Genomic DNA, 11,971 nt, shown 5'->3' with positions numbered 1-11,971 from the left:
GGACTTTAGCTTAATTTATAAGACTTTATTATCACTCTAAGTACGGGAGAGCCGAGGGTTTGACCATCACTACTTTCAATCAGTCCCCAGGATTCCAAGGGAGATGCGGAAGAGAAAACACGAAAATTAGGCTCGCTAAACGTAGCCAACGCTAAATTCAGAGTCGAATAATTTTGGTCGGGATGACCATGAAATTTGGCACACAAGACTTTAAATTTTCTGTCTAATTCAATCCCGACGCACAATAAGAGGATATATTGCTCAAAGGAAGAAAGCTTAAAGATAGTGCAGAGCGTCTCTAAGGCTGAAGGGTTATAGGGTTTAATGGCTTCTATGTTAAACCCTATTGCAGTGTGAGTTAAATTCGGGAAAAACCGTTTATAATTTATCCACATCTCAAGATGTCTTGTTACAGGTGTTTCGCCGAAGTAGGCAGGCGCTCGCTTAGGGGAGAATCACCCAGAATTCTTGAGGCAACAGGTTCAGAAGCAACAAATCATCAGGCAACTGAGGCAGCATCATGTATAAACCACTACAAAAGAAAAATTCCTCCTGGACTCCAACAACGGTACAGAAAAAAAGTAAGAGTCCATCTAAATTAGGGCATTTTTCGATTCAACCCAAGCCCAATAAGAAATCGTCTCAGTCGCCGGAAATAGGCGAGTATTCCAGAGACTCGGCGGATAGACTAGCCGCGAATGTGATGCAAAACTTGGAAGCTAAGGGTGATCAGGAAACAGAAACGCCAACGGTGCAGCCTCAGTCAGAATCAAGGATTTCAGTGGCTGATGTTGTCGGACAAAGAATGCCCACCCTGACGCCACACACCCTGAGTCCACTCCAGAGAAAGTTAACAGTCGGGCAACCGGGGGATAAGTACGAACAGGAAGCCGATACCGTAGCCGCCAAAGTTGTCGAACAGATTAATTCTCCCACGTCCCAGCAATCCGTACAAGGAAAAGTCGAGTCTGGCGTTCAGCCAGTTGAGTATAAAAATATAACTCTGCAAGCTAAGGCTGAGCCAATTATTCAGCGTGATGATGAATCTGAAAAACCGCCGCTGGAGCAGATAATTAGAGATTATCAAGTTCAGGATGATCAAGTTACGAATTGGAGTCCCACAGCTTTGGGTGCTATACCTATTCCTTTTACAGGAGAATATGAGATAACCGAGACAGAAGCAGAATTGCTGGATAATCTTAGTTTTAATCGTGGACTAATGGGCTTAAATACATTTAATACGATTAAAAATCGAGCATTTGATGAATCAGAGAATCAATTTCCTCAGCCAAGCAATATACCTGCCTATGTACCGGATGAACGTCAAGCAGAATGGGTAGGTAATGATGGTCACCGGGATGCCTTCCGTCACGCTTATTGGAACAGCTTACTGGTGAGGAACTTTGGAAAAGAGTGGACTAATCAATTCACCACAGCTCATGAAGCACTGCCAGGGAACCCAGCCACTCGCGAGGCTATGGATTTATATAATAACGAAGTCGGACGGCAAATTGCTATCGATAATCCTGAGGCAAATGATGTAGAAATAGCTGATTTGGTTAGACAGGCAAGCGATAATGGAGAACTGATTGTTATTGATCAAAGCAGTAAGCTTGCTTGGAGTAATCAAGTTCCTTTGTGGCAACATGGTTTAACTGATGGAACACCAGGGAGAGGTGGACAAGCAGTACCTGAAGGTAATGCATCTGCCCAATAGTGTCGCAGTTTGCTCCGAATATCAGGAGATTATTTTAAGATGAAATTTGTTATAGCAGCCGTGTCAGGCATCGTGGCAATAACACTCTTATTAATGGTTACAGGTAACGGTTCAGTGATTACCTCTAATAATCAGGTGAAAGTGATGAGTACCACTATTTCTACGGGAAATTTTGATTCCGCATTATGGAGAGCGCAATATAAAAAATATCAGCGTGATAATCCTCGTATTGGTATGGTTCCTGCTTTAGAACGGGAAGTTTTACACAAAGGTATGTCCCAAGAAGTAGTAAGAGAAATTCTTGGACGACCTGAGCAAGTCCGAGAAAATGCAGACTTGTATGATTTAGGTGTCTCTCCTTTTGGAGTTGACTATGAACAATATGTAATTGAGTATGATCAGGAAAACAAAGTAGTTAAATTTTTTATTAGTCGCGGATAGGGCTATGCCTTCGTATGACAACAAGCGATGTATTGCGAAGTATTCCTCTGAGTAAACTCTCGGTAGAGTTACTAGAGCAGGATTTACAGTTGGGCAGCAAACTCGTTCAGGTGGAAGGTTCTGTAAGAACAACCGCCTGGATGATAGATTACGACGCTCTCGAACCGTGGAAACGTTGCCTAATCGATAATGGTGATTTATTACCGTCTTGGGCATACTGGTGGTTAACCCTGACAGCCGAACTCGCTTATAATGCGTCTTGGAGTAACTATTCTGCCTTAATTATTCAGAGGACAAACTCTGATACTCAAAGTCCACTGGGAAATTTCTTGAGCTGGAGAACATCTCCCTACCAAATATTGCCACTGATGGTCGAAGATATATGTGATGCCTTAACAATTCGCTCTTCATCTGTCGGCTTTGCCGTAGCGTGGGGAGTGAATAGTCGTGACTTCAACCATCCTGTGTTACCCATCTCCTGTCGAGGAGCCATTTTGCCCGTGGTAGATGGTATGGGAGTTTTGTGTATGGCTACAGATGAAGATCGTAGTACCCTGGATATCTGGATTTAATCGGTCTGGTAATGGGCAGAGGTGATCCCCATTCTGGGAGGAGATATATAATACTATGAAAGCTATGAATTTGATTAGTTTGATGGTTCTACTAACCTTAGGATGTCAAGGCTCAACCAGTGTTAACTCTAGCCCCATCCCTTTAACCTCAGAATTAAACAACCAGGAAACACCAATTACAAACGCGATGAGACCCAAAAATCCCGTTAGTTTCATTCCAGGACTCCCAATTAAGCCATCAAGTCAACTACTCAATTGGCTTAACAACGAAGCTAGTACGACTTCTGAAACAAGGAAGCGACTTCGACTTCCAGTAGTGATCCATTTTGAAGATTCGTACCGACTTGCCTTGGGTGATTCCTTTATAGGCACATCTGATAAAGATCGTGACAACGATGCTATCTTTTTAACTCTAGATGACACGGGTATGGGTGTATCACTTTTATCTACGTTGAATGATATCTGTCCAAAGACTACAAATTCATGTGCGGTATGGCTCGAAGGTTATTGGGGTTCACTGGTCGATTTGGACTTGCCTGAACTCTCCGAGCTAGAAGAAGATGAAGAAGACAAATGGCCTTTTGCCGTTCTGAAAGTCCACGAGCTGATTCAAGAACAACCAGAGCAGGATGAGGAGATAAGAGTGTTTATTGAGGTAGCGCAATCACGCTATTCTTGTAAGATACTAGGATTATAAGTTAATGGAAAAGTGTGCTTCTGGCGAACCTAAAGAGCAAGCTCTCCCACTTCAGGCATTAGTCAAAATGAAAGCTGATTCGGCTGTACCCGTGATATTAGAATTACTGCACTCTTCTGATGAGGGAATTCGCTTCTGTGCAGCAGAAGCTCTTGGTGATTTGGGAGAAAAAGAAATTGAATCTGTTGGTTCTGCACTTATAAACTTACTAGTCGATCCAAAAGAGCTGGTTAGATCGGGGGCAACAGATTCCTTGGGAATACTTGCTTATAAACCAGCAAGAGATTCAATCGAGTCCTTGTTACTTAACGATCCAGCTCCCCTGGTTCGGGCGTCAGCAGCAGAAACGCTTGGAGATCTAGGAGATCCTGATGCTCTAGATACTTTAAAATTAGCAATGCAAGATCCTGATGAAGCAGTTCGGTCATATGCAGCTAACTCCCTCGGACTTGTAGGTAAACCCGATCTATTACCACAGCTTCAAACTTACATTGAATCAGAAGATTCCCTAGAAGTTAAAGCTGAACTATTAGCAGCTAAATACAGGCTTGGTGACACGGAAGCCCTGAAATCGCTATTGACTTTTTTGGAAAATGCTGATGAAGATTTAGCTACCGTTATGCTCAATGTATTAGGTGATTTGATAGATCGCAAAATACCCTTAACAATTACTTCTGATGCATCCGAAATTTGTCAAGTATTGAATTTCCTTGAAAAGCGTTTCCCACTATTAGCTCGTCACAGTCAGAATATTATAGCAAAATTAGCCCTGTTAAAATCACAATCTAATAACGTGTAGGCGATCGCTTTTTTGGTTAGTGCGATCGCGGAGCTTGTCGGCTGCGTTACGGCAAGATTTATGCTTTATGCGCTACGTTGTTTCTCGCAGTTCGCTGGTGCGTACTGATAGTGTTCTGGATAGGCGATGAGGAGATAGGATGATAGAGTTTCCTCCAGGATTAAGCTGGATTCAATAAATAGATCTAGGTCATGTCTTTGCTGGTCTAGATGCTTTAAACTATCCTCAGTCAGTTCAAGCTCCTGGGTTATCTTCTATTGGTATTGACGACAACGTTGATGCTGTCACTTGGGTAGGAGACTTAGGTAGTGTATTAGCAGAAATTCAGTTTCAATGGATTCGTAACGACAAGCAAATTTCTAGTACAGAAAGGCAAGCTATTATCAATGAGTACGCCTCTCCTCAAGATATGCTTGGCAATATTGATGCTTATGTCATTGATCAACAATTTGATATTGATGAAACATCAGGAGGCAGAAAAGTATCGGAAATTTTGCGAGAGTATTATCTTAATGGAAGCACGGATCAGGGAACGCCGAGTCGCGATAGACGTTACAGTATTTTTGCTCAAGCGGTTGGTCTAAACAACTGGGATGGTACAAACTTTTCTAATGAGTCAGAATGGATAGACAGCTACACTGATCAAGTCAATGATGCAGCGGCTTTGTATGTAGGAGCAAATTCAGAAGGTATACTTGGTCTTCCAGGAAGATTTGGTTTTGTTTTGGGGATGTCAATGAATGCAGGGGCTAGAACTTTGGTAGAAATTTTTCTGAATGCCCTGAAGCAGCGCATAGCTTTGGAGCCAACTAACTAGAACAATAGACTAACTAAGTAACTGAGCCGATTTATCATGTCAGCCCTCAAAAAATATTTATGTATAATTAGCTTTAATATTGCCTGCATTTCATTTTCATTGATTACTGGATATATGAGTATCTATGAGCTATTTATTCAGGTTCCAGGAGTCAATGTGCCAAGGATAATTCTTCAATCTAATGATCACTGGCAAGACTTTAAAGTTGATTTTCAAATAAATACACCTACCGTAACTAATATAGTGGTTTTAGTTGGCTCCATTATTTGCATTTATAGTTCATTGATTTTGTCATGGGAAATAATCAATTCCAAGCATCGGCGAAGACAAAAATATAGAATTGCACAGTTTACCAGTATTTTCGTAATAATCCTGTCTTTAGCAATTAATGTTATTGATTTTTTTAGTAAAGCTGGTACTTTTGGGTAAGGACTACTTTCTGATCAAATATTCAAGCCCTTAGTGAGGTTGCATCATGTATAAACCACTGCAAAAGAAAAATTCCTCTTGGATTCCAAGCACAGCACAGAAAAAGAGCAAGAGTCCGTCTAAGTTAGGGCATTTTTCGATTCAACCCAAGCCCAACCAAAAATCGTCTCAGTCGCCGGAAATAGGGAAATATTCCAGAGACTCGGCGGATACACTAGCCGCGAATGTGATGCGAAGTCTGGAAGCCAAGAGTTCCCAGGAGACAGAAACGCCAACAGTGCAGCCTCAGTCAGAATCACGAGGGATTTCAGTTGCTGATGTCGTGGGTTCGACAATCCCCACCCTGACGCCACACACCCTGACTCCACTCCAGAGAAAGTTAACAGTCGGGCAGCCAGGAGATAAGTACGAACAGGAAGCCGATGCCGTAGCCGCCAAAGTCGTCGAACAGATTAATTCTCCCACGTCCCAACAACCTGTACAAGGAAAAGTCGAGCCAGTCGCTCAGCCGACAGTGATGCGTGATGGTGGTGTTGGTGGAGGTGCGATTGATGCTTCTATTGAGCAAAGTATTCAACAAGCCAAAGGTGGCGGACAGGGGCTTTCAGAGGACGTTAGAGAGCCAATGGAGCAGGCGTTTGGCGCTGATTTTAGTGGCGTGAGGGTGCATAACAATAGCAATGCTGATCAGCTTAATCGCTCCTTAAATGCCCGGGCGTTTACGACGGGTCCGGATATCTTTTTTAAGCAAGGAGAATATAATCCAGGAAGTCGGGATGGGCAAGAGTTGTTAGCCCATGAATTAACTCATGTGGTGCAGCAAACCCCTAACCTTACAGATGACATACAGCAAAAATTAGGGGCTGGAAATCAAATCCAACGAGCAACAGGTGATGGACATGATCTAAGTTCTCCCCGCTTTGCCAAAGATACCACCCTGGAAGATATTTATGATGGTAACGGCACATTAAAACAAGGCGATGAAGGTGATGCTGTTCGCAAAATCCAACATGGTATACACGATGCGGGTATTTTATTCCTCGGTCATGGGGTGGATGGCAAATTTGGTTCTGAAACTGAACAACGGGTTAACAGTTTTCAAAGACAAAACAAAATTACCTCTGATCCCAAAGGTGAAGTCGGGGCAGCGACAATTGAAAAATTAGATCAACTTTTTCCAGCAATAGCACTACCCACTTCAGCAACTGATCCCTCTACGTTTGCTGGTATGTTGGAGTTACTTTGCCAATGGAATTCCGCTATGATCCGAGACTTGAGGACTCTTCAGGTGCAAATGGTTGGTGCTTTAGAGTGGGCTGATGAGGAATTTGATGGTTCTAACTGGGTTCCCAATCCTATGTTGGGAGCTGGTGAAACATTTGGCGGTTCCATCATTATTGCCACTAATGCTACTAATGAAGAAGTCGCCAGAACTCTCTATCATATCAAGAAGTTGATCCGAACAACATTGAACAGCCCCCGTTAACAACTAATCAATATGAAATCAGCTTTCAGGCTATTTCAGCCGTTCCTTATTTAAATCGTGAAATGCAAGTAGAAGTGGAACTTGATCTAAATGGTAAAACGGTTGTTTTGGCAAGCCCCTATATAATCAGCATTCGGACTAAAAGAAGATAAAATTTTTAGTTAATTCAGGACGGAGTATTCTTCCTACTTTTAAATGGATATATTTAGCTATTTTATTCCCTACTTGTTCAATGTCGTCAACCCAAATCTCATTGATTCGACTTTCACTGGGCAAACGGTTACCATCACTTATGAGTCAAACTTAGCTATAGGTCATGGTCACTTTGAACTGAATAACCCCGACGATTCTCCCCTTTCAGCTTCTGTGAAACATCTTTGGTTAAAGGTAGGAGATGAGCGTCAGTTAGTACAGCCAGTTACTGTCTGGGATCGAGAGGAACAAGTCAGTTTAGACCCCCAGTCTTTCCAAGTTAGCGCCAATGATTCTTTGGAATTTTATATGACTTTTCCCAAAATAACAGATCAACCTGCCTTTGGAGAGTCTGTGGGGGTCGTATTACAGTTGCAGGCAGGTGAGGTTTGCCTAGAAGCGACGTCTCCTATAAAGTTGGTACGGCGATGGAGACGGTAAATTAAAACGTCAAATCGGAGAAAAGGTATAAGGTGAAGGGGAAGCCGTGCGATCGCGGTTGGGAATTTGTCCTGGAAAGCCCAATCTAATGTGATGGATGGGAATGGTAGGGGCGCACAGACGTGCGCCCTTTGAATCACACCGATGTGTTGCGCTATGTTGTTTCTCGCAGTTCGCTGGTGCGTACTGATAGTGTTTTCGTCTGGTTCCCCCGCACCACTTTGACTTGGAGAAGTTGATTCACACCACTATTCTCCACCAAACGTTGTAACTGTTCAGCACTTGTCACCGATTGTCCATTAATGGCTGTGACAACATCGCCACGACGCATACCCGCCGCTGCGGCTGGTGAATCGGGTACAACTTGCACCACTAAAACCCCATTTACCTCCGGCACCATAAATGAGGAATTGGGATCGCGATTGTTTTCTTGCGCCAGTTGCGGGGTTAGGGTAGTCATGCGAATGCCGATGAACGGGTGGACAACTTTTTCACCCCGCATCAACTTGGCAGTAATTTCTTTGGCTTTATTGATGGGAATGGCAAACCCAATCCCCATCGCATCAGGACGAATAGCGGTATTGATACCAATGACTTGTCCCTGTTGGTTTAAGAGTGGACCGCCAGAGTTACCGGGGTTAATTGCCGCATCGGTTTGAATGAAGTCGAGTCGTTTTTCAGGAATCCCAGCTTCTGCACTGGATCGCTGGAGGGTACTGATAATTCCTAAGGTTACAGTATTATCTAACCCCAAGGGATTGCCAACTGCGATCGCCCAATCCCCAACTTGCACATTAGTCGAGTCTCCCAATGTGACAACGGGCAAGTTGTTGCCATCAATTTTGACCACCGCTAAATCTGTGATTTCATCGACACCCTGGACATTTCCTTCAAACTGGCGTCCATCTTTGAGAATCACCGTTACCTTATCTGCCCGATCCACCACATGGGCATTGGTGACAACTACACCAGTGGGATCAATAATAAACCCAGATCCTTGACCCCGCAGACGGCGTTCTTGGGGCATTTGGGGAAATGCATCCTCCCCGAAAAACCGCCGGAAGAAGGGATCATCGAAAAATGGATCGAGGCGGCGTGTCACTGTACGTTCCGTGTCAATTCGTACCACAGCCGGTCCCACTTGATTCACCGCCGCCGTGACAAAACTGCCGCCGATATCGGTAATGGGTGGGCGTTGGGCGAGAACTATTGGGGATTCGGGTTCATTTGTCAAGATCGGTTCAGCGTGAGAGGGTGAGACATTATAAAACCCAACCGTCAACAGAACACCTGTCGCGATCGCGATCAGATAAGCGCTGATTTGGCGTAATCGAGGGAACAACGTTGTCAATCGCATAGCCTTATTCTTAAGTTCAGTTGTATGTATCTATGATCATCTATCCAAATTATTGTCACAAGCACTTAACATTGGCTGGTTGATCCAGGACGTTCTTTGAGCCAAGAGTGTTTCAGCGATGGGCGGTTCCCCTTCCTTAGAAAACCTTAATCCCAAACATCTCAACTCTGGATTAGGATGAACAGAAGAACCAATCCATCAACGTTGCCAATCCCGAACTGGAGTTAAGCCATTGATTAATGAAACCTATACTCGGTCAGCGTCAAACCCAGATTCCCTCAATCAATCCTTCCACAGCAGTCATGGTGAGCATGAGCATGATCATGGTGGCTCAACCCACGCCCATGTTCACGATGAAGAGTCTCTGCGGCGAATAGTCAATCGGCTTTCTCGAATTGAGGGGCATATCCGAGGGATTAAGACGATGGTACAGGAAAGTCGCCCTTGTCCCGATGTGTTGGTGCAAGTTGCTGCCGTGCGAGGCGCATTAAATCGAGTTGCCCGAGTTATTCTAGATGAGCATTTAAGTGAATGTATCGGTCGGGCGGCGGAGGAAGGTAACATGGAAGCGGAAATTGAACAATTAAAGACCGCCTTAGATCGATTTTTGCCGTAGTTCTTTGGGTGGGAGTTTTGAGTTTGTGTAGGGGCGGGTTTCACGATTATCCTTTCTGACCTCACCCAGATGGAATTAAACCCGCCCGTGTGTAGCGATGCAGGGAGAAAATCTGGACTGGTGGATACATTGAGAAAGTTTGATCTCTTGCGATCGCGATTTTGAGCATAATAAAGAAAGGATCAAACGATCTGGCTATCAATTCCTGCTAATTGTGGTTCTCAGCACAAGGTTTCAATCGAGAGTGCGATCGCCTTATGGCTAATTTTTACTGGAAACGTCCCTATACCGCCCTTGCCGCGTTATTGGTGGGGGTAACTGGCTGTTCCTTGAATTCACCTCCCGATACGGCTGAAAGTCAGCATTCCCCATCTCAAGCTGACTCCCCAGCTGAATCAATTCTAGCGGTGGAAAATGCCCCATCCTGTCCGCCCCAAGTTGATCCCTTTACCAAAGCGATTGACAAAGCGATGGGGGCGGCAAATCTTGCCCAATCTGCCCAATCCCCCCAAGATTGGGATTTGGTTGTCTTAGGCTGGATTCAAGCGATTGAAGCGATGCAGTCGGTGCCACCGGATAGTCCGAAAAGGGCGTTTGCTCAGAAAAAGGTGGCAGAATATCTAAACAACTTAGATGTTGCCCAACAAAAAGCGACGACAAAAACGTCTCCTCTACCCTTTGCCAGCTTTAATAACCCCATCTTTGAAGAACAACTCCTGCTGTATCTGTCTTACGTCGCCGCCGTTGGTCCGCCAGATGTCCTGATTGTAGGCAGTTCACGGGCATTAGTTGGTGTTGATCCGCAACAACTGCAACAAGTTCTGGCGCGTTACGGCAAAGGGGGGTTAAAAATTTTCAACTTTGGCGTGAATGGGGCGACGGCTCAAGTGGTTGATTTTCAACTGCGGCAACTTTTAACGCCGGAACAACTCCCGCGCCTGGTGATTTGGGCAGATGGCGTGCGGGCGTTTAATAGTGGGCGAACGGATAAAACTTATAATAGTTTGGCAACATCGGCAGGATATCAACAGGTAATGGCAGGGAATCGCCCCAAACTACCGGAATCGACGACCAAAACCCCAAATACTTGTGAAGAGATTCCGGCATCAATCACCCAGAGTCCCGACTCAGAGAAATCCACACAACCGAGCGATACGATACCTGCTAATGATACGGCTGAACGCTGGCGATTAACCCGCGTTTCCTTTGAAACCAGTAGCAATCCTGTCTCTACCCCAGAGACTCGGTTACTTTTAACTCAGTTAGGGGGAAGCCAACCGCAACGACTAGCACTGGCACGCAATACTACAGGGTACAGTGCGATCGCGATGGATGCCAATGGCTTTTTGCCGATGGATAGTAAATTTGACCCGAAAACGTACTATCAGAAAAATCCGCGTGTGGCGGGGCGTTATGATGCGGATTATCAACCGTTTAGCTTTGCCGGTCCGCAGGCGGTGGCGTTGAATTCGATTCAGGCGTTTTTAGCACAGCAACAGATTCCTTTGGTGATTGTAAATTTGCCTGTAAGTGATGATTATTTAGATTCGGTGCGTTTAACTCGTGAACGGCAATTCCGCAAGCGAATGCAGCAGAAGGCGGCTCGGAATGAGTTTGTTTTTGTTGATTTAGGAGAGCAATGGAAAAATCAGAATCAGTATTTTGCTGATCCGAGTCATCTTAATCGGTATGGCGCGGCGGCGGTGGCGAGTCTCTTAGCCGATAAGTCTGAGATTCCTTGGTCTCAACGTTGAGAGGGGATGAGGGTAGGAAAAGGTTAGCGAAAGTACGTAAAATTCAAGTCGGTTGGCTAGAGCCAAAAATTAGGACAATTATCAGTCTCCTAACTTATTCCGCCGATGTATCTTGTTCCAGCCAACTCGACAAATCTTCCAGGCTATTAAAGCTTAAAATTGTCTGGAGTCAACAACCCACGCTTCATCCTTAACGGATAGAAGCGGGGCGTGTGAAAAGCGCCCTTGTTGATTAGCCTCAGCTAGAAATAGCTACGTTATCTCAGAATATATAGGCACTTCAGAATGCTTCACCAGTTCTGTGACACGGCGGTTTTACATTAAACATCTGTGATGGGTAACACAAGTGTGTAGAACGTACAAAACCTGAGATAACTTTGGCGAAGTGAACCACTCGCAAGAGACGAACTTGATCGAGTTCAAACCAATGCAAAAAGTACTCGTAGTCAACAAACATGGTAGACCTTTGATGCCGACAACACCTCGTAAAGCGAGAAAGTTGTTAGAAAGTAGCAGAGCCAAAATTTATGCTCGTAGACCTTTTACAATTCAACTTCTTTATGGATGTCGAGGTTATACTCAACCTGTAACTTTAGGCATTGATTCGGGTTATCAAACAGTTGGGTATAGTGCTGTAACTGAAAAAGAAGAGT

General features: G+C 44.5%; 14 protein-coding genes. 12 read left to right on the top strand and 2 right to left on the bottom strand.

Going from position 1 to position 11,971, the window contains the following annotated elements:
• Positions 1–5 precede the first annotated feature (5 nt).
• A complete protein-coding gene (locus tag RIC07_RS33215) occupies positions 6–395 on the bottom strand; it encodes a hypothetical protein (protein WP_446398251.1) in 390 nt (129 codons plus the stop codon).
• Positions 396–520: 125 nt separating this feature from the next.
• Here RIC07_RS33215 and RIC07_RS33210 point away from each other — a divergent pair, with 125 nt between their 5' ends.
• The 9 genes from RIC07_RS33210 (at position 521) to RIC07_RS33170 (ending at position 7,591) form a co-directional block, all read left to right on the top strand.
• Positions 521–1,717, top strand: a complete 1,197-nt coding sequence (locus tag RIC07_RS33210) for a DUF6973 domain-containing protein (RefSeq protein WP_446398250.1) — start codon at positions 521–523, stop codon at positions 1,715–1,717.
• Positions 1,718–1,756: 39 nt separating this feature from the next.
• Positions 1,757–2,158 carry a hypothetical protein gene (locus tag RIC07_RS33205; protein WP_446398249.1) on the top strand — a complete coding sequence of 134 codons (402 nt, stop codon included), beginning with the start codon at positions 1,757–1,759 and terminating at the stop codon, positions 2,156–2,158.
• Positions 2,159–2,172: 14 nt separating this feature from the next.
• Positions 2,173–2,730, top strand: coding sequence for a hypothetical protein (locus RIC07_RS33200; RefSeq protein WP_446398248.1), 558 nt, complete (start codon positions 2,173–2,175; stop codon positions 2,728–2,730).
• Positions 2,731–2,785: 55 nt separating this feature from the next.
• Entirely contained in the window at positions 2,786–3,427 is a 642-nt protein-coding gene (locus tag RIC07_RS33195; RefSeq protein ID WP_446398247.1) for a hypothetical protein, read from the top strand.
• Positions 3,428–3,431: 4 nt separating this feature from the next.
• The gene (locus tag RIC07_RS33190; RefSeq protein WP_446398246.1) at positions 3,432–4,226 is read left to right on the top strand and encodes a HEAT repeat domain-containing protein; all 795 of its coding nucleotides are present in this window, start codon (positions 3,432–3,434) and stop codon (positions 4,224–4,226) included.
• Positions 4,227–4,635: 409 nt separating this feature from the next.
• On the top strand, positions 4,636–5,043 hold the full coding sequence (locus tag RIC07_RS33185) for a hypothetical protein (RefSeq protein ID WP_446398245.1): 408 nt from the start codon (positions 4,636–4,638) through the stop codon (positions 5,041–5,043).
• Between the two features lie 36 nt (positions 5,044–5,079).
• Positions 5,080–5,472, top strand: a complete 393-nt coding sequence (locus RIC07_RS33180; protein ID WP_446398244.1) for a hypothetical protein — start codon at positions 5,080–5,082, stop codon at positions 5,470–5,472.
• 46 nt (positions 5,473–5,518) lie between these two features.
• Positions 5,519–6,958, top strand: a complete 1,440-nt coding sequence (locus tag RIC07_RS33175) for an eCIS core domain-containing protein (RefSeq protein ID WP_446398243.1) — start codon at positions 5,519–5,521, stop codon at positions 6,956–6,958.
• 195 nt (positions 6,959–7,153) lie between these two features.
• Positions 7,154–7,591 carry a hypothetical protein gene (locus RIC07_RS33170; RefSeq protein WP_446398242.1) on the top strand — a complete coding sequence of 146 codons (438 nt, stop codon included), beginning with the start codon at positions 7,154–7,156 and terminating at the stop codon, positions 7,589–7,591.
• Between the two features lie 154 nt (positions 7,592–7,745).
• Here RIC07_RS33170 and RIC07_RS33165 read toward each other — a convergent pair whose 3' ends face one another.
• Positions 7,746–8,948, bottom strand: a complete 1,203-nt coding sequence (locus RIC07_RS33165; RefSeq protein WP_446398241.1) for an HhoA/HhoB/HtrA family serine endopeptidase — start codon at positions 8,946–8,948, stop codon at positions 7,746–7,748.
• A gap of 232 nt (positions 8,949–9,180) precedes the next feature.
• On the opposite strand from RIC07_RS33165, the gene RIC07_RS33160 reads away from it, so the two are divergent.
• From RIC07_RS33160 to RIC07_RS33150, 3 genes are all read left to right on the top strand, one after another.
• Positions 9,181–9,564 carry a metal-sensing transcriptional repressor gene (locus tag RIC07_RS33160; protein WP_446398240.1) on the top strand — a complete coding sequence of 128 codons (384 nt, stop codon included), beginning with the start codon at positions 9,181–9,183 and terminating at the stop codon, positions 9,562–9,564.
• 257 nt (positions 9,565–9,821) lie between these two features.
• Positions 9,822–11,318, top strand: coding sequence for a hypothetical protein (locus RIC07_RS33155; RefSeq protein WP_446398239.1), 1,497 nt, complete (start codon positions 9,822–9,824; stop codon positions 11,316–11,318).
• A gap of 427 nt (positions 11,319–11,745) precedes the next feature.
• A partial coding sequence (locus tag RIC07_RS33150; protein WP_446398238.1) for an RRXRR domain-containing protein occupies positions 11,746–11,971 on the top strand: 226 nt, incomplete at its 3' end.

Origin of the sequence: Coleofasciculus sp. E1-EBD-02 (assembly GCF_040218245.1) — a bacterium.
Classification (GTDB): Bacteria; Cyanobacteriota; Cyanobacteriia; order Cyanobacteriales; family Coleofasciculaceae; genus Coleofasciculus.
The sequence above is the reverse complement of the archived record's forward strand: the minus strand, read 5'-3'. Positions and strand labels throughout refer to the sequence as shown.